Source organism: Inquilinus limosus (assembly GCF_051487185.1).
GTDB classification, from domain to species: domain Bacteria; phylum Pseudomonadota; class Alphaproteobacteria; order DSM-16000; family Inquilinaceae; genus Inquilinus; species Inquilinus limosus_F.
Window position 1 is genome coordinate 63,850 of sequence record NZ_JAHVDK010000036.1, and the last position, 17,546, is coordinate 81,395.

The following is a 17,546-nucleotide window of genomic DNA, read 5'->3' on the forward strand; positions in this document are numbered from 1 at the left end:
GATGGAGCGCGACACCGACCGCGCCCGTGGCTTCACTCGTCGCGCCTTCGCCCTGGGCGGGCTGAAGCTCGGCCTGCTCGGCGTTCTGGGCGGGCGGCTCTACTACCTGCAGGTGGAGGAGAGCGACCGCTACAAGGTCCTGGCCGAATCGAACCGCATCAACATGCGGCTCCTGGCCCCGTCGCGCGGCCTGATCACCGACCGCTTCGGCGTCCCGCTCGCGGTCAACGACCAGAACTTCCGGGTCGTGCTGGTGGCGGAGGAGGCGAAGGACATCCAGGCTGTGCTCGGCCGGCTGGCGCAGGGCGTGCCGCTGAGCGAGGCCGATCTGGCCCGCATCATCCGAGACGTGAAGCGCCGCCGCGCCTTCGTGCCGGTGACGGTGAAGGAGAGCCTGAGCTGGGACCAGGTCTCCTGGATCGACGTCAACGGGCCGGAACTGCCGGGCCTGTCGATCGAGGTCGGCGAATCCCGCCGCTATCCCTTCGGGGTCGAGACCGCCCATATCATCGGCTATGTCGGCGCCGTGGCCGAGGGCGACCTGACCGGCGACCCGGTGCTGAGCCTGCCGGGCTTCCGCATCGGCAAGTCGGGGATCGAGCGGCAATACGAGGCCGATCTGCGCGGCGTCGCCGGGTCGAGCCAGGTCGAGGTCAACGCCGTCGGCCGGGTGATCCGCGAGCTGGACCGGGAGGAGGGCAAGCCGGGCCGGGAGGTGCGGCTGACCATCGATTTCGAGCTGCAGCGCTACGTCATGGAGCGGCTGAAGACCGAGTTCAGCGCCGCCGCCGTGATCATGGACGTGCACAGCGGCGACGTGCTGGCCATGGCCTCGCACCCGTCCTACGACGCCAACCTGTTCCCGAACGGGATCAGATCGGCCGATTGGCGCCGCCTGGTCGAGGACCCCTACGGCATCCTCAACAACAAGGTGATCAACGGCCAGTACCCGCCAGGGTCGACCTTCAAGATCGCGGTGGCGATGACCGCTCTGGAGGCCGGGGTGACCACGCCGGAGCAGCGCATCTTCTGCCCCGGCTATACCAATCTCGGCGACCACCGCTTCCATTGCTGGAAACGCGGTGGCCACGGCAGCCTGAACGTGGTCGACGCGCTGGCCCAGTCCTGCGACGTCTATTTCTACGAGATGGCGCGGCGGCTGGGCATCGACCGGCTGGCCGAGGGCGCGAACAAGTTCGGCATCGGCCACAAGCTGGGGGTCGACCTGCCGAACGAGCGGCCCGGGCTGATGCCGACCAAGGCCTGGAAGGAGGGCGCGATGGGCACCTCCTGGCAGCTCGGCGAATCGCTGATCGCCGGCATCGGCCAGGGCTATGTGCTGGCGACGCCGCTGCAGCTCGCCACCATGACGGCGCGGCTGGTGAACGGCGGCAAGGCGGTGGTGCCGCGCCTGGTCATGGCGGTCGGCGACGAGGCGATGCCGGAGACGCCGGACGTCCCGTCGATGGGCTTCGCCAAGGCCCATATCGACGTGGTGATGGAGGGCACGGCCGCGGTGATGACCCGCGGTACCGGCCGCAAGTCGCAGATCAAGCAGAAGGGCATGGAGATGGGCGGCAAGAGCGGCACCAGCCAGGTCCGCCGCATCAGCATGGCCGAACGTGCCGCCGGGGTGAACCCCGACAACTGGCCGTGGAACCAGCGCCACCACGCCTGGTTCGTCGCCTACGCCCCGGTCGGCGCGCCGCGCTACGCCTGCTCGGTGATCGTCGAGCATGGCGGCGGCGGCAGCGAATACGCGGCGCCGATCGCGCGCGACATCCTGCTGGAATGCCAGCAGCGCGAGTCCGGCCGCAGGCTGCTGTCGGCCGCGCCGGGGGAGGGCGCGGACAAAGGTTAAGATTTTCGTGAAGAAAGGGTTGCAACCGGTCGGGGCGTTGGCTATATCACCGCCCGTCCCGAGCGAACGGGCGCATAGCTCAGTTGGTAGAGCAGCTGACTCTTAATCAGCGGGTCCTAGGTTCGAGCCCTAGTGCGCCCACCAGTTCGCGCGATGGAAAGAAAACGGCCCGCTTCGGCGGGCCTTTCTTTTTGCTGGTGACCGGCGCTGCCGCTCATTCCTCGCCGACCCTTCCTCCCTCCCGCATGATCCGCCGCAGCATGTCGCGGAAGCGGGCGATCTCCTCGACCGTCAGTGGTCGGGCGGCGAGCGGGCCGGAGTAGACCTCGTCGCGGCGGTCCGGCGGCAGGGTCAGGGAACGCCAGCTCGATGCGGCGCCGGCGACCATCCGGCGCGACAGGAAGCTGCAGCCGCGGCGGAAGAAATCGGTCTCCCAATCGTCGAAGGGCTGATCCAGCCGTTCCAGGTAGCGGGCGGCCCATTCGGCGATCTCGGAGCGCGGTTCGCGGCTCTGGCCTCCGGTCATGCGTCAATCTCCGGATCCGATGCTGGGGCTGAAGCCCGGTTCGGCCGGGCATAGGACAGGGGTCGTTAATCCTTCGTGAATTCCGGCCGGGGAAGCCGCCCCGGGCCGAGCTGCAGCGCCGCCTCGATCCGCTGCAGCCGCGCCAGCGCCGAGGCCAGGGCGGCGCAGAGCAGCCACAGCACCAGCCCGGAGATCACGGCGCCGCCGCCGATGGTCCAGGCCTCGATCTCCAGCTGCCGGCGCAGCCCCGGCCCGTCGCCGATCATGTCGGCGAGGGCGGCGATGCGGGCGTCCGGCATCCCCATCATGTCGGTCGGCCGGTCGGGGATCAGGGCAGAGATCTGCCCGAGCGTGTCGGCGGCGCCGAACAGCCGGGCGGCCAGGACGGCGCCGATCAGAAGCCCGCCGAGGAACAGGGTGACGCCGAGGGCGTGCAGGGCGACCGCCAGGCCCGGCATGCGCAGGCTGTCCGGGTCGCGGCTGGACAGCGGGCGTCGGTCCCTGGAGGCCTGGAGCATGTATTCCCTCGCTCGATCCGGGGGCCACCGCCACACCCGGCGGAATCCCTCCGGATCGCGCCGATCTTAGAACGGCGCGCTTTGGGAGGCGAGGGGGCGGCGTCCAGACGTTTCCTCAGGCGGCGGGCACCGGCGACGGCTGCACGGCGTAGCCGACATAGAGGGGATGCTTGGGCGAACCGTCCGAGGTGATGGCGAGGGCGTGCGGCACCGCCCCGGCCTCGATCAGCATCCGCAGCAGGGAGCGGCCCCAGCCGGGGCGCACGGCATCGCAATGCCGGCCCCAGCCGCAGACCACCAGCGCTGCGGCCCGGGCGGCCTCGACGATCGCCGCCGGATTGCCGGGGCCGACCGGATCGGCCTCGGCATAGAGCGCCTTCGGGTCGGTCGAGCGCAGGGCGAAGGCGTTGGTGACGATCAGCCCGCCATAGCCCATCGCCCGCGCCCGGCGCTCGCAGCGCTCGACCGTCGGGTCGTTCTTGACCTCGTCGGCGGTGGACGGATTCAGCAGCAGGAAATTGGCCGGCGGCACCGACCGGTCCCAGCGCCGCCACAGCAGATAGCGATAGCGCCGGCAGGCGCTGAAGGTGGCGCCGCGGTCGATGAACAGGTCGGGCTGGGCCATGCCGGATCTCCGATCGAAACCGGCAGGGTCTTAGCGCAACCGTACGGCCGCGTCCCGTCCTTCATCAATCATGCGGGCTGAGGGCGCGAAGCTGCTCCTCCGCCCGGTCGAGGCCCAGCGATAGCAGCGCCGCGATCTCATCCTCGCGCAACCCCTTCTCCAGGGCGCGCCAGCGCAGCTCGCAGCGCCGCACCGCCTCCTCGAGATCGGCTTCGGACCGGATATCCCGGATCGGTCGCATGGGACGGGCGGCTCCTCGGATGTCGGGTCGGGCGGGGAGGAACGGGATTCGGCGCAGCGAATCCATCGGCATCGACGCGGCGGGTCTCGCGGCCATCAAGGTGTCTCGCAGGGTTGCGTTCGTGTTTTGTTCTAGTCGAAATCGGCATTCGAGTCGAGTCCGGAGGATGCCTCCGAAGCCTTAGAACGCGCACGGACTCGGCTGCATCAGAAGCGCACAGCGAGACGTCCGGTCACGGCATAGTCGTCGCCGCCGTCGCGGCCCAGCGTGGTCTCGCCGCCGATCTGCGCCGTCACCGCCGGGATCAGCCGGATGGCGACGCCGCCGGCCAGCCGGCCATAGGCGCCGCCGGACGCCTCGACCTTCTGGATGCGCTCGACATCCGGCACGGTGACGAGAGCGGTGGCGATCGAGCGGTCGCCATCCAGCAGGTCGCCCTCGACCGTCAGCTCGAGATGCGGCGTAACCACGGCGGTGCCGGCCTCGAACCGGGCGGCGGCGGCGATCCCGGCGCTGCCGATCAGGGCCTCGGCCGTCTGGCCCTCCACCGTCATGTCGAGGCCGGGGGCGCCGGATTCGGAATAGCGGTCGATCTCCACCCGCGAATAGCGCAGGCCGAGGATCGGGCCGAAGGTGAAGGCGTCGACGGCGAAGCGGTAGCCGGCCCGGCCGAAGACGCTGAGGCTGTTGCCGTCCGGGTCGGCGGAAGCGCGCAGCTGCGGCACATAGGTCCGGCGCTCCAGCTCGTAGCTGTCGAAGCCGTAGGCGACGCCGGCGCCGCCGAACAGCGCGCCGTCGTCATAGCCGGCCACGGCGCCGATCCGGACGGAGCTGTAGTCGACCGTTCCCCAGCCCCGGTCGAGATCGGCATCGCCGGTGTCGTAGGCGGCGACGACGCCCAACGTCACCCGATCGACCGGCCGCACCGTGACGCCGCCGGTGATCGAGGTGACGCCGTAGTCGAAGCCGGTGGCGCCGCGGTCGAAGCCCTGGCTGCCGAAGGCGCGCTGCAGGGTGAGGAAGCCGTCGACCGGCCGGTCCGCAGGGTCGGGGGCGCCGGCCAGCATCGGACTGCCAGTCGCGTCGCTGCTGCTGATCGCGTCCGTGGCCCGGCGCAGGAAATTGTCGCTGGCCAGCAGGGCGAGCCCGGCCTGCGCGCCGATCGTTGTGGGCGCCATCAGCGTGTCGGCGGCATATTGCGCCAGCAACTGGTGCCCCAGCGCGGTCGGGTGCACGCCGTCCCAGAACAGCCGGCTCTCCGGATCGCTGCAGACCGATCCGGGCGTGACATAGGAGGGCAGGGAGGTCGCGCTGGCGACGCAGGCCTCGGTGACGTTGCCGAAGCCGAAGCGGGCCGGGTCGGCCAGCACGGTCTTGAGGCCGGTGGCGAAGTCGGCCACCATGATCTGGACGTCCAGCTCGCGCGCCAGCGCGCCCATCTGCCGGTTCAGCGCCTCGGCGTGGCCAGTGGACAGGGCGCTGGCCAGCGCCTGGCCGGCGGTGCCGCGGAAGGACGGGGTGGCGCCGAGATCCGGCACGTTCGGCACCAGGATCGTCTTTGCCCCGGCCGCGGCCAGCCGGCGGATGTCGGCCTCGATGTTGCCCACCGTCCGCGCCACCTCGGCCTGCAGCCCGGTCGGCGACGGCGTGCCGCCCAGCCAGGCGAAGTAGTCGTTGGCGCCGCCATACAGGATCACCAGCTCGGAGGCGCCGAAGCGGCCGCCGGTTCCGGTATAGGCGTCGATCTGGTCGCGGATGCCGGGCAGGGTGATGCCGCCCTGCGCCAGCAGCGGGTTGGCGATGTTGCCGCTGTCGGTCTCGGCACCGCCGACGGCGAAATTGCGGCCCGGCTCGGCGTCGAGGCCCAGCAGGCCGGGCAGGCGTTCGGCATAGGTCGGGCCGTTCGAGAAGCGGGCATCGAAATAGGGCGGCGACACCGGGAAGCGCAGCGGGAAGGCCGGGTTCTGCTGCTGGATCAGCCCCGGGATCCGGCCGCGGTCGCTCAGGCTGTCGCCGAACACGGCGATGGAGGAATAGGGCTCGTCGGCCCGGGCCACCGCAGCCGGAACCGCGACGGCCAGCAGCGCCATCGCCACGCAACGCTTCATGAGCAATCCCCCCGGATCGGTCAGACGACTCTGACGATAGGGCGGCAATGCTACACGCTGACGGTCACCCGCACACAGGAAGAAGGCTGCCTAAAGTCCGGCAATGGCGGCACACTCCCGGATCAGCGCCGCGCGGGCGGGGGGCAGGCCCTCCGCCGGCCACGGCTCCAGCCCCAACTGGCGGCGCCCCAGCTCGGTCAGGTCGGCCTCGGTGCCGCGGCCGCGATAGGCCTTCTCGCGATGCTCGGGCGAGAAGTCGGGCGGGGTCTCGCCGGCCAGGAAGCGGGCCCGCTGCCGGGCCGCGTATTCCGCGTTCTTGGCGCAGAGCGGGCCGGCGCCGATGAACATGACGTTGGAATAGTTCGTGCCGCGATGCTCGTCCTCGACCCCGTGGATGCAGTCGGGGTGCCACCACACCGTGTCGCCCGGCTCGGCAGTGGGAATCGAGATCTTGGCGTCGATCAGCGGCTGGTGCCATTCCGGCAGGATCGCCTGCGCCTTGCCGCGGGCGGCGCCGCAGATCAGATCCTCCGGCACGTCGTCGCGCAACGGCCGCAGCAGCAGATAGGCGATCGAGTGCTTGATCATCGGCACCACCTGCAGCGTGCCGTCGTTCCGGCCCTGGCCGGTCAGGGCCAGCCAGCCCTGATAGGCGCGGAAGAAGGTGCTGGTGTTCGGCGCCGGGAACTCGCGCGCCTCGACCCGGAACTCGCCGTCGAACGGATCGTGCCGCTCCCAGTCGCCGCTGAAGACGTGGCGGTAAACGCGGCGGTATCCGGGGTCGAGCCAGCGCTCGATCGAGCCGCCATCCATATGTGGCGACAGGCCCAGCGTGGTGTCGCCCGGCTGGCGCCGGCGCACCCGGTCGGCATAGGTGACCTCGCGGTCCGGGTCGAAGAACATTCGGCCGGCCGTCGCCTCGTCGCCGGTGTCGCAGAACCGCCAGAGCCGGTTCATGAAGCGCCGGGCCGCGGCCATGTTCGGATGCTGCCGGGCCTCGACCTGCGGCCGCGACCAGTAGATGGCGAAGATCTGCGGCGTCTTGGCGCTCAACCCGCCGAAATATTTCTGCAGGTTGCCGTCGTCCTTCTGGTCGGCATAGCCGTTGCCGTCGATGTACTCCGCGACTTCGTCGTTCCAGCGGGTGATCTGGTCCCGGTCGACCGTGCCGCGGATCAGCGCCGCGCCGCGGCGTCGGATCTCCGCCATCTGGTCGGCGGAGACCCTGTTCTCGACGATGTCGGCGAAGCGGACCACCGGGACCGGCGACCGGTCCTTGGCGTCGGCCTCGCGGATCGCGTCGGCCTCGCGCCGGACCGCATCCTCCAGCCGCCGCCAGACCCCGGCGACGTCGCCGATCGCGCTGCGCAGCTCCCGCTTCACCGCGCGGATCTGCGCGGCGTCATCGATCTCGGTCATGGCTCAGCCGCCGAAGCGCTGTTTCAGCGAGTCGAAGCCGGCCTGGAACACTCCCTGGCCGATCAGCTTGCGCATCGCCGCCTCGTTCTCGGCCGACACGTCGAACTCGGCGGTCCATTCGGCATAGCTGCGGTTGCCGTCGGTGACCGGCAGCAGGCGCAGCGTGGCGACGTAGTTCTCGACCGGCATAGGCGATTCCAGGATCGAATAGCGGACCCGGTGCTCGGCGTCGGAGAGCGCCAGCAGCTTCTCGCGGATCAGGCCGCCGCCGCCGGCCAACTCCATGCTGCGGATGCAGCCGATGCGGTCGGGATCGCCGCCATCCTCGACCTTGCTGCTGGCGATCGCTGGATGCCAGTCGGGCAGGCCATTGAAGTCCCGGATCGCCTGCCACAGGGTCTCGACCGGGGCATTGATCACGCTGCTGGTGGTCACTCGGATCATGCTCGCATCTCCTGGTTGGGACGTCAGAACGAGACCTGCTTGAAGGCGCGGGTCTGGGCGGTCAGGGCCTGCTCGGTCGGCAGCCGCTCCATCGAGCTGGCACCGTAGAAGCCGTGGCAATGTTTGCAGCGCTGCAGGACGTAAGCCGCGTCCTCCGGCATCGCGATCGGCCCGCCATGGCACAGCACGATGATATCCGGGCGCACGGCCAGCGCCGCCTCGGCCCATTCGTCGATCAGCCGGACGCAGTCGTCCAGCGTCCTGGCCGTCTCGGCGCCGATCGCGCCGCCGGTGGTCAGGCCCATATGCGGCACGATGATGTCGGCCCCGGCCTCGGCCATCGCCACCGCCTGCTCGGCCGAGAACACATAGGGCGTGGTCAGCAGGTCCAGGGCATGGGCGCGGGCGATCATCTCGACCTCGAGGCCATAGCCCATGCCGGTCTCCTCCAGATTCTGGCGGAACACCCCGTCGATCAGCCCGACGGTCGGGAAGTTCTGCACCCCGGCGAAGCCCATCGCCTTCAGCTCGGCCAGGAAATGGTCGGTCAGCAGGAACGGGTCGGTGCCGTTGACCCCGGCCAGCACCGGGGTGTGCTTCACCACCGGCAGCACCTCGCGCGCCATCTCGACCACGATCTCGTTGGCGTTGCCATAGGCCAAGAGGCCGGCCAGCGAACCGCGGCCGGCCATGCGGTAGCGGCCGGAATTGTAGATCACGATCAGGTCGATGCCGCCGGCCTCCTCGCATTTGGCCGAGAGGCCGGTGCCGGCGCCGCCGCCGACGATCGGCTCGCGCCGTTCGACCATGCGGCGAAACTTGGTCAGGAGGTCGGCTCGGGCAAAGCGAGTCATGGCGGCGTCCTCAATGATCGGCGATGGCGCGGAACTCGCGCACCAGCGCGGTGGCGAACTCCGGGTCGTTGATGGCGTGGGGCAGGCGAACCAGCCGGCGGTTCGGGGTCTGCTGCACCGTCGCCTCCAACGCCTGGAACAGTGCCTGGTCGGCGGCCGGGTCGTGGAACGGCTTGCCCGGCGTGTCGAGCAGCGACACGCCGCCCTCCGGGATCAGGAAGCGGACCGGCCCGTCCATCCGGTTCAGCTTGGCGCCGATCCAGCGGCCCATCTCGACATTCTCCTCCACCGTCGTCCGCATCAGCGTCACCTGCGGATTGTGGACGTAGAGGTTCCGCTTCAGGAAGCGCTCCGGCACCGTCTCCATGGCGCCGAAATTCACCATGTCGAGCGCGCCGCAGGAGGCGACATAGGGAACGCGGGTGCGGATGATGCTGTCGAACCGGTCCTCGCCGGCCGGGAACACGCCGCCGAACAGCAGATCGCAGATTTCGGTGGTGGTGATGTCGACGACGCTGCCGATCAGGCCGGAATCGACCAGCTTCTCCATCGACTTGCCGCCGGTGCCGGTGGCGTGGAAGACAAGGCAGTCGTACTCGCCCTCCAGCGCCTGGCGCACCTGCTCGACGCAGGGGGTGGTGACGCCGAACATGGTCAGGCCCAACGCCGGCTTGTCGGCGTCGCTCCTCGGCGCCGGATGCGCCACCATCCCGGCCAGGGCGTGGGCGGCGTTGCCCAGCACGGCGCGGGAGATGCGGTTGATCCCGGCCACGTCGGTCACCGAATACATCATCATGATGTCGGCCGGCCCGACATAGGGCGCGATATTGCCAGAGGCGACGGTCGACACCATGACCTTCGGCACCCCGACTGGCAGGTCGCGCAGCGCCGGGGTGATCAGCGCGGTGCCGCCGGAGCCGCCGAGGCCGACCGCGCCGGCCACATCCGTCCGGCTGCCCAGGAAGCCGCGCAGCGCCGCGGCCATCGCCGCCACCGCCCGGCCGCGGTCGTCGACGAACACCGCGTCGGCGCCGTCGGGATGATGCAAGGCCACCTCGCGCGCCGTCACATCGACGGGAATGCCCTTGCCGGGCCCGTTCGGTCCGGTGCCGACATCGACCAGCACCGCCGGAACGCCGCGCGCCTCGATCAGCCCCTTCACATAGGCCAGCTCGTGGCCCTTGGTGTCGCAGGTCCCGATGACATAGGCCTTCATGGCGCATCCTTCCCTGAGGGTCGCCGGCGTCCCCGCGCCGGTTCTTGCCTCCGGTTGTCGCGCCATGGCGGCCGCGAGGCAAGGGAGGAGGAAAGGTTCGGTCTTCTTTCGTCCGACAATCCGGGTCTATGCTGATGCCAATGACTCGAGGCAGCCCAGCCGGGAGAGCGCCCATGACCAGCCTGACGCGCCTGGACCACGTCAACATCTGGACCGCGGACATGAAGCGGCTGATCCGCTTCTATCGCGATGCGCTCGGCCTCGAGCCGGGGCCGCGCCCTGACTTTCCCTTCCCCGGGGCCTGGCTCTATCTCGGCGATCAGGCAGTGGTGCATCTGGTCGAAGTGAAGGAACAGCTGCATCCGGAGCAGGTACAGCTGTCGCATTTCGCCTTCCAGAGCAGCGGCGATCTGGACGACTTCCTGGTCCATCTGAAAGGCCTCGGCATCGAGACCAAGCTCGGCCGGCCGCCGCGCAGCGGTCTGGTCCAGGTCAATTTCCACGACCCGGACGGCAACCACATCCATGTCGACTTCCGGGACGGGACCACGCCGGACCTGGTGCCGTACCGGGAAACCGCCTAGGCCCGCCCCCGCGTCGGCCCCAGGCATCCGGCCGTCGCAATCAAGCCTCAGCCGCGGGCCGCTCCCGTGCTAGGTGTCGGTCATGGATTCACGGCCGGTCCGCCGGCCCCAGCGAGACGACGCGGCACCCATGGCGAAACGGCTGATCCTCAAGCTCTCCTGCACCGACGTTCCCGGCATCGTCGCCCGGATCTCGGATTTCCTGTTCCGCTCCGGCCTCAACATCCTCGAGAGCGCGCAGTTCTTCGACCGCGACACCGGCCGCTTCTTCATGCGGGTGGTGGCCGAGGCGGTGGAGGGCGCGGTCGACCTCGACGCGCTGCGCGAAGGCTTCGGCCCGATCGGCAGCGAATACGGCATGGGCTGGGAGATCCATGACGCCGACCGCAAGGTCCGCGCCCTGATCATGGTGTCGAAGTTCGACCACTGCCTGAACGACCTCTTGTACCGGGTGCAGATCGGGGCCCTGCCGCTCGAGATCCCGGCCGTAGTCTCGAACCACCGCGACAGCTATCAGCGGGTCGCCGCCGCCGGCATCCCGTTCCACTACCTGCCGGTGACCCGGGAGAACAAGGCGCAGCAGGAGCGGCGGCTGATGGAGCTGGTGGAGGAGGAGGCGATCGATCTCGTCGTCCTCGCCCGCTACATGCAGGTGCTGTCCTCCGACCTGTGCCGGCGGATGGAGGGGCGGGTGATCAACATCCACCACTCCTTCCTGCCCAGCTTCAAGGGCGCCAAGCCCTACCACCAGGCCCATGCCCGCGGCGTCAAGCTGATCGGCGCCACCTCGCACTACGTCACCGACGACCTCGACGAGGGGCCGATCATCGACCAGGACGTGACCCGGGTCGACCACACCGCTTCGGCCGAGGACCTGGTCGGCATCGGCCGCGACGTGGAGAGCGTGGTGCTGGCCCGCGCGCTGAAGTACCACGCCGAGCACCGCGTGCTGCTGAACGGCGCCAAGACCGTCGTCTTCAAGTGACCGGTCCTCGCCCGGTTTGACAGCGGCCTGCCTCTGCCATTAACTTAACTATAAAGTTAAATGTCATGGGGGAGGCCGCAATGGCGGAGCGAGTTCTCGTCCTGGTCGGCACCAAGAAGGGCGCCTTCATCGCCGAGAGCGACCCGGCGCGGCGGTCGTGGCGGCTGCGCGGCCCGTTCTGCGAGACCTGGCCGATGAACCATGTCGTCGCCGACCCGGCGACCGGCGCGATCTACGGCGCCGGCGGCAACGAATGGTTCGGCCCGGCGGTATGGAAGTCGACCGATCTCGGCGAGACCTGGTCCCATTCCAGCGAGGGGCTGGCCTATGCCGAGGGGCAGGAGCCGATCAAGGCGGTGTGGAGCCTGGCCTCGCGCAACGGGCGCCTCTATGCCGGTGTCCAGCCGGCGGGGCTGTTCACCAGCGACGACGGCGGTCAGTCCTGGACCCATGTCGAGGGACTGCAACGCCACCCGACCCGGCCGGAGTGGAGCCCGGGCGGGGCCGGGCTGATCCTGCACTCGCTGGTGCTGCATCCCGATGACCCGAACCAGATCTGGGTCGGCATCTCCGCCGCCGGGGTGTTCCACACCGCCGATGGCGGCGAGTCCTGGGAGACCCGCAACCGCGGCACCCGCGCCGATTTCCTGCCGGAGGACCAGAGATATCCGGAATTCGGGCAATGCGTGCATTGCCTGGTGATGGCCTCCGGCAAGCCGAACCGGCTGTACCAGCAGAACCACTGCGGCATGTACCGCAGCGACGACGGCGGCCGCAGCTGGGAGAGCATCGAGGCCGGGCTGCCCTCCAGCTTCGGCTTCCCGGCCGCGGCCCATCCGCGCGATTCGGAGACGCTGTTCCTGCTGCCGCTCAACGGCGACATCAAGGGCCGCTACGTGCCGGACGCCAGGGCCGCGGTCTGGCGCACCCGCGACGGCGGCGCCAGCTGGCAGGACCTGCGCCGGGGGCTGCCGCAGGAGAACGCCTATTTCGGTGTGCTGCGCCAGGCCATGGCGACCGACCGGCTGGACCCCGCCGGGGTCTATTTCGGCACCTCGGGCGGCGCCCTGTTCGCCAGCGCCGATGAGGGCGAGAGCTGGGATTGCGTCGCCCAGCACCTGCCCTCGATCCTGTCGGTCGAGACGCTGGTGGTCGACCGGTAACCATGGCCGAGTTGCGGATCGAGCCGGAGACGACGCCGGCCGTGGTGGTGCGGCTGCCGACAGTGCTGACCATGCTGTTCCCGGGCGCGCCGCAGCGGGTGGAGCTGCGTGCCGGCACCGTGGCCCAGGCGATCGACGGGCTGAATCAGCGCTGGCCGGGGATGGGCGACCGCATCCGCGACACCCGGCCGGCGATCCGGCGCCACATCAACATCTTCGTCGGCGGCCGGCGAGCGACGCTGGAGACACCGCTGTCGCCGGGGACGGAGGTGATCGTCCTCACGGCCATCAGCGGCGGCTGACCGCCGCCGCGCCGTTGTGGCCCCGCACCGCCAGCCCGAGCAGCAGCAGGCACAGGGCCGAGGCGGCGAAGCCGGCGCCGGCCGCGGCCGGCCAGCCCCAATGGCTCGCCGCAGCGGCCAGCAGCGGCGGGCCCAGCAGCGACCCGGAGGCGCCGCCCTGGGCCAGCAGGCCATTGGCATTGGCCATGTCGCCGCCCGGACCCACCGCCTCCGGCAGGCGGGCGAAGACCACGGCCGGCACGGCGCCGGAGATCGCGTTCAGCAGCGTGGCGACCGCGGCCGGCCAGATCCAGGATCCGTCAGCCCCGGTGAACACAGCGAAGAGCAGCAGCGCCGGCACGGTGATGCCGAAGGCGGTGAAGCCGCCGAGCGGCCGGTCCCGCCGCATCCACCAGGCGGCGGCGAGGCCGCCCAGCACCGAGGAGAAGGCGGCCAGGCCGGTGATCAGCCCGGCCACCGAGGCCGAGACGCCGTGCCGGCTGGTGAAATAGGCCGGCATCACCGCCAAGAGGCCGACCTCGAACACGGTGTAGCAGGCGAAGCCCACCGCCATCAGCCAGGCCCCGAGCGGCGCCCGGGTCGGCCGGGTGGCGTCGTTCGCAGCCCGGCGCGGCGCCGCGCCCGGCGGCGTGGGCAGACGCCAGGCCGGCAGCAGCAGGGCAGCGGTCAGGACCGCGCTGCCCAGCAGCACCGCGCGCCAGGGCGCGGCCTCCACGCCGACGCCGGCCAGAACGCTGCCGACGGCGAAGCCGACCGGGAAGAAGGTGCTCCACAGCGCCAGCGCGGTCGCCCGCTGCGCCGGGGTGGCGACGGCGATGGTCAGGGTCGGCGCCGCGACCGCCACGGCGAGATAGGCCGCGGCCTCGACGATCCGCCACAGGAACAGCCCGGCCACCGCCGAGGTCGCGGCCATGCCGGCGGCGGAGACGGCGAGCAGAAGCAACCCGGCCAGCAGGGCGCGGCGGGCACCGACCCGGCCGACCACGACCCCGGCGAACAGCCCCAGCGTGGCGCCGCCGATCTCGAGCAGCGAAACCAGCAGCGCCGCGACGGTGAGGTCGAGGCCGAGGTCGCGCTGCATCGGCGGCAGCAGAGCCGACAGCTTGCCGAGCTGCGCCGCCGCGATCACGCCGGCGGCATAGATCACGAGGATCGCCGGCCAGGATCCGCGGGACGACATGATCACTCCGTGTTCAGGACGGCGTGATTCTAGCGAAGGCGCGAGGGAGGGCGGCTGAATAAGATATTCAGACGATGGTCTCGGCCAGGCGCACGAAGGCGCCGTCGGAGAGCTGCAGACGCGTCCAGCGCATGCGGCCCTCGCGGATCGGGACGATGGGGGAGCCATTGGCGCTGGTCTCGATCTCGATCTCGGGCGGCTCCGGCTCGAACCAGCCCTCGTCGGTCAAGGCGGCCTCGGCGGCCTGGATCTCCGGCGTGGCGAAGCGCCACAGCGAGACACCCAGCAGATCCGGCGTCCGGAAGTTCCAGTCGCGGCTGCGCCCGCGCGACGCCGCCAGCAGCCGGTGCGTCAGGTCGCAGACCAGATGCATGCTGCCGGGCGCCTCGGTGACGAGCCGGGCCAGGGCGTGGTCCGCGGCGCTGTCGAGGCGGGCGCTCATCAGCCGGCGCAGGCGCGCCTGCTCCTCGGCGTCGGGGGTCAGCGTGCCGGCCTCCCAGCGCGACACCATCGCCTGCGACACCTGCAGCAGCTCGGCGGCGTGGCTCTGCTTCACCCGCCGCAGCGCGCGCCACAGCCGCAACGACCGGCCGAGCCCGTCGGCGGCGCAGATGCTGTATCCCGGAGCGGTCATGATCCCCTGAAGATGGGCCGCCGGCGCGCGGCTGTCCAGGGTAGGGATGGTGCTGACCCTCACCGTCATTGCGAGGAGGCGAAGCCGACGAAGCAATCCAGGGGCCACGGCGAGCGGCCCTGGATTGCTTCGCTGTGCTCGCAATGACAGTGCCGGGAATGGCGGCCTCAGCTCTCCCAATCCGAATTCAGGATCACCTCGGTGAAGTCGACCCGCTTGTAGGTCGGGTCCATCCGCGCCAGCACGTCGGCCTTCACATTGCCGAAGGTGGTCTGCGGCTTGCGGATGGTGCCGTGGGCGAAGGCCTCGATGATGCCGTGCTTGAAGTCGGGGCCGCGCGGATGGGCGTCTATAACCTGGCGGCGCTGCTCCTGGGTGAAGTCGTGGAAGGCGAGGCCCAGCACGTCCATCTCCACCCCGGCCGTCACCAGCGCCACGATCGGGTGCTTGTGCTCCGGGATGCCCGGCGTGGTGTGCAGCGCGATCGCATCCCACACCAGGTCGATGTCGGCCGCGGGGATGCCGTGGCGCTTCAGGAAGTCGCGCGCGGCGTTGGCGCCGTCGACCTCGAAGCGCAGGTCGGGGCTCGCATAAGCATCGGTCAGCCCCATGTCGTGGAACATCGCGCCGGCATAGAGCAGCTCGGGGTCGAACTTCAGCCCCTTGCGCTGCCCGGTCAGGGCGCCGAACAGGTAGACTCGGGTCGAGTGGTGGAACAGCAGCTCGCTCTCGGTGTCGCGCACCAGCTCGGTGATCTCCCGCGCCATGGCGCTGTCGGGGATGCGGATGCCGGCGATGGACTCGGTCATGGTCCGGCCTTTCTCTGATCTTCGGGATGTCGGTCCGGCGGTCGGCGCCGGCCCCTCCTATGTGCGTCGCGGAAGCCGCCTCCCTCAACGCGACCGGGGCGGCGCTTTCGGACAATGGCACGCGCAAAACGGACATTGCGGCGGGGCCGCCGGCATGGGATGGCTCGACGGGCGGAGGGGAGGGACATGTCGGTGCGGACGGTCGCGATCGCCATCTTTCCGGGGGTGCAGGCGCTGGATGTCGCCGGGCCGGTCGACGTCTTCGCCGAGGCCAACGGCTTTATCGACGGCGGCGACCGTTACAAGACGCTGCTGGTCGCTGCCGATACCGTGCCGCTGCGCGCCTCGAACGGCATGCAGATGCTCGCCGACCGCAGCTTCGCCGACGCCGTGGAGCCATTCTCGATGGTGCTGGTCGCCGGCGGCCCTGGCCTGCCCACGGCGCCACCCGATCCGCTGCTGTCCGCCTGGCTGGCCGAGGCCGCCCCGCGGGCGGAACTGCACGGATCGATCTGCACCGGCGCCTTCGCCTTCGGCCATGCCGGGCTGCTGGACGGCCATCGGGTGACCACGCATTGGCAGAACGCGCCGCGCCTGGCCGAGCTGTTCCCGCGCGCCCAGGTCGAGCACGACCGGATCTATCTGCGCGACGGGGCGCTGGTGACCTCGGCCGGGGTCACCGCCGGCATCGACCTGGCCCTGGCGCTGGTGGCGGAGCATCACGGTGCCCGGGTGGCGCTGGCGGTGGCGAAGCGTCTGGTGGTGGTGGCGCAGCGCCAGGGTGGCCAGTCCCAGTTCAGCCCGTTCCTGACCGCCCCGGCCGACCCGGACTCGCCGATCGCCCGGGTGCAGGCGCATGTCATGCAGCACATCGGCGCCAGCTTCACGGTCGAGGACCTGGCCAGGGTGGCGGGGATGAGCGGCCGCAACCTGGCGCGGCTGTTCGTGCAGGAGACCGGCGTGACGCCACACGAGTTCGTCGAGCGCGCCCGCGTCGACGCCGCCCGCAACCTGCTGGAGGGCAGCGACCGCGCGCTCAAGGCGGTGGCCTATGACTGCGGCTTCGGCAGCGCCGACCGGATGCGCATCGTTTTCGCCAAGCGGCTGGGCGTCACCCCGGCCCAGTACCGCGCCAGCTTCCGGGTGCCGGCGGACTGACACCGACGCGCCTGCCGTCGGACGTCTTCTCACCCCTCTGCTGCGGAACTATCCGGGCGCATTGGTGGCGAGGGAACCGCCCTCACAAACCCTCACCGTCATCGCGAGCCCCGCAGGGGCGCGGCGATCCAGCCTGCCGCCACCCGCGCCGGCTCGAGGACGCAGGACGGGAGTCGGTGAACGCGATGGCCAGTTGCGTTAACCAGCAGTTTTGTTCATGATATGTTCCATGGAGATGGCGCAGACCGATGCTGGTTCGGGCGAGGCCCGGCGGTCCGATCCCGACCTGAACTGGACGGGATGGGCGCTGGACAAGCTGCGCGAGGTGGTCGAGATCGACATCCGCTGCAAGCGGCTGACCGAGCGGCAGCAGCAGGCGACTCTGGCGGGGCCGGAGACGCCGCCCGATTTCCCGCTGATGCAGTCGCGCCTGTCCCGCTCGATCCGGCTGTCGATCGCGATGGCCGAGCGGATCCGCGGCGACTACCTGCACCGCCGGGCCGAGGCCACAGAGTCGGGGGCGCTGGAGCGCCGCCGCCGGCGGCGGGAGCAGGCCGCGCGGGCGGTGGTCGAGGCGGTCGCGGCCGCAGAAGCCGCGGACCTCGCCGCGGCCGGCGAGGCCGTCGACCCCGAGGAGACCGAACGCCTGCGGTCCGAGGTCTGGGAGAGGCTGACCGAGGACGAGGTGCTGGACGTGCAGCTCGACACCCTGCCGGCCGATGAATTCGTGCGGGAGGTCTGCCGCTGGCTCGGCCGCCGGCTGGACCCGGGCCGGCTGCCGCAGGGCTGGGACGATGTCGCCGGGGCCAACGACAACGCCGGCTCGGCCGGTGACGGCACGACCGTCGCCGCTGATCTCAAGGCAGGACACGGCTGGCCTGAACAGCCGGACGCGCCCGAAGACGGCCGCCCGCCATCC

19 protein-coding genes and 1 tRNA gene are annotated in these 17,546 nt (G+C 70.5%); 8 read left to right on the forward strand and 12 right to left on the reverse strand.

Annotated features, from left to right (window positions below):
- The first annotated feature begins 1 nt into the window (after position 1).
- Both mrdA and KXR53_RS31270 read left to right on the forward strand, forming a co-directional pair.
- Positions 2-1,861, forward strand: a complete 1,860-nt coding sequence (mrdA, locus tag KXR53_RS31265; protein WP_437379526.1) for a penicillin-binding protein 2 — start codon at positions 2-4, stop codon at positions 1,859-1,861.
- Positions 1,862-1,929: 68 nt separating this feature from the next.
- Positions 1,930-2,005 (forward strand) — tRNA-Lys (locus KXR53_RS31270).
- A 70-nt stretch (positions 2,006-2,075) separates the two neighbouring features.
- Here KXR53_RS31270 and KXR53_RS31275 read toward each other — a convergent pair.
- The 9 genes from KXR53_RS31275 to KXR53_RS31315 form a co-directional block, all read right to left on the reverse strand.
- Positions 2,076-2,387: a hypothetical protein gene (locus tag KXR53_RS31275; RefSeq protein ID WP_437379527.1), complete on the reverse strand. Its 312-nt coding sequence runs from the start codon at positions 2,385-2,387 to the stop codon at positions 2,076-2,078.
- Positions 2,388-2,452: 65 nt separating this feature from the next.
- Entirely contained in the window at positions 2,453-2,905 is a 453-nt protein-coding gene (locus KXR53_RS31280; protein ID WP_437379528.1) for a hypothetical protein, read from the reverse strand.
- Positions 2,906-3,020: 115 nt separating this feature from the next.
- A complete protein-coding gene (locus KXR53_RS31285) occupies positions 3,021-3,530 on the reverse strand; it encodes a DUF1643 domain-containing protein (protein WP_437379529.1) in 510 nt (169 codons plus the stop codon).
- 64 nt (positions 3,531-3,594) lie between these two features.
- Positions 3,595-3,771, reverse strand: a complete 177-nt coding sequence (locus KXR53_RS31290; protein ID WP_437379530.1) for a hypothetical protein — start codon at positions 3,769-3,771, stop codon at positions 3,595-3,597.
- Positions 3,772-3,977: 206 nt separating this feature from the next.
- On the reverse strand, positions 3,978-5,879 hold the full coding sequence (locus KXR53_RS31295) for an autotransporter domain-containing protein (protein ID WP_437379531.1): 1,902 nt from the start codon (positions 5,877-5,879) through the stop codon (positions 3,978-3,980).
- Positions 5,880-5,969: 90 nt separating this feature from the next.
- Positions 5,970-7,298 carry a YbiU family protein gene (locus KXR53_RS31300; protein ID WP_437379532.1) on the reverse strand — a complete coding sequence of 443 codons (1,329 nt, stop codon included), beginning with the start codon at positions 7,296-7,298 and terminating at the stop codon, positions 5,970-5,972.
- A 3-nt stretch (positions 7,299-7,301) separates the two neighbouring features.
- A complete protein-coding gene (locus tag KXR53_RS31305; RefSeq protein WP_437379533.1) occupies positions 7,302-7,742 on the reverse strand; it encodes an SRPBCC family protein in 441 nt (146 codons plus the stop codon).
- A gap of 23 nt (positions 7,743-7,765) precedes the next feature.
- Entirely contained in the window at positions 7,766-8,596 is an 831-nt protein-coding gene (locus KXR53_RS31310; RefSeq protein ID WP_437379534.1) for a phosphoenolpyruvate hydrolase family protein, read from the reverse strand.
- A 10-nt stretch (positions 8,597-8,606) separates the two neighbouring features.
- Positions 8,607-9,812 carry a Tm-1-like ATP-binding domain-containing protein gene (locus tag KXR53_RS31315; protein WP_437379535.1) on the reverse strand — a complete coding sequence of 402 codons (1,206 nt, stop codon included), beginning with the start codon at positions 9,810-9,812 and terminating at the stop codon, positions 8,607-8,609.
- A 173-nt stretch (positions 9,813-9,985) separates the two neighbouring features.
- Here KXR53_RS31315 and KXR53_RS31320 point away from each other — a divergent pair, with 173 nt between their 5' ends.
- The 4 genes from KXR53_RS31320 (at position 9,986) to KXR53_RS31335 (ending at position 12,846) form a co-directional block, all read left to right on the forward strand.
- Positions 9,986-10,396 carry a VOC family protein gene (locus KXR53_RS31320; RefSeq protein WP_437379536.1) on the forward strand — a complete coding sequence of 137 codons (411 nt, stop codon included), beginning with the start codon at positions 9,986-9,988 and terminating at the stop codon, positions 10,394-10,396.
- A gap of 130 nt (positions 10,397-10,526) precedes the next feature.
- Positions 10,527-11,381, forward strand: coding sequence for a formyltetrahydrofolate deformylase (gene purU, locus KXR53_RS31325; RefSeq protein WP_437379537.1), 855 nt, complete (start codon positions 10,527-10,529; stop codon positions 11,379-11,381).
- A gap of 80 nt (positions 11,382-11,461) precedes the next feature.
- Complete coding sequence (locus KXR53_RS31330; RefSeq protein ID WP_437379538.1) at positions 11,462-12,544, forward strand: WD40/YVTN/BNR-like repeat-containing protein; 1,083 nt, start codon at positions 11,462-11,464, stop codon at positions 12,542-12,544.
- Between the two features lie 2 nt (positions 12,545-12,546).
- Positions 12,547-12,846 (forward strand): MoaD/ThiS family protein, encoded by a 300-nt coding sequence (locus KXR53_RS31335; RefSeq protein ID WP_437379539.1) that lies wholly within the window; start codon positions 12,547-12,549, stop codon positions 12,844-12,846.
- On the opposite strand, the gene KXR53_RS31340 is transcribed toward KXR53_RS31335, so the two are convergent.
- The 3 genes from KXR53_RS31340 to KXR53_RS31350 all read right to left on the reverse strand — a co-directional run bounded on the left by KXR53_RS31340 (position 12,833) and on the right by KXR53_RS31350 (position 15,469).
- A complete protein-coding gene (locus KXR53_RS31340; protein WP_437379540.1) occupies positions 12,833-14,026 on the reverse strand; it encodes an MFS transporter in 1,194 nt (397 codons plus the stop codon). The two genes, KXR53_RS31335 and KXR53_RS31340, sit on opposite strands and share 14 nt — an antisense overlap.
- Positions 14,027-14,093: 67 nt before the next feature.
- Positions 14,094-14,660 carry a helix-turn-helix domain-containing protein gene (locus KXR53_RS31345; protein ID WP_437379541.1) on the reverse strand — a complete coding sequence of 189 codons (567 nt, stop codon included), beginning with the start codon at positions 14,658-14,660 and terminating at the stop codon, positions 14,094-14,096.
- A gap of 167 nt (positions 14,661-14,827) precedes the next feature.
- Positions 14,828-15,469 (reverse strand): HD domain-containing protein, encoded by a 642-nt coding sequence (locus KXR53_RS31350; protein ID WP_437379542.1) that lies wholly within the window; start codon positions 15,467-15,469, stop codon positions 14,828-14,830.
- Positions 15,470-15,655: 186 nt separating this feature from the next.
- On the opposite strand from KXR53_RS31350, the gene KXR53_RS31355 reads away from it, so the two are divergent.
- A complete protein-coding gene (locus KXR53_RS31355) occupies positions 15,656-16,627 on the forward strand; it encodes a GlxA family transcriptional regulator (RefSeq protein ID WP_437379543.1) in 972 nt (323 codons plus the stop codon).
- Positions 16,628-16,856: 229 nt separating this feature from the next.
- Positions 16,857-17,546, forward strand: a 690-nt coding sequence (locus KXR53_RS31360; RefSeq protein ID WP_437379544.1) for a hypothetical protein, incomplete at its 3' end; no start/stop codon positions are given.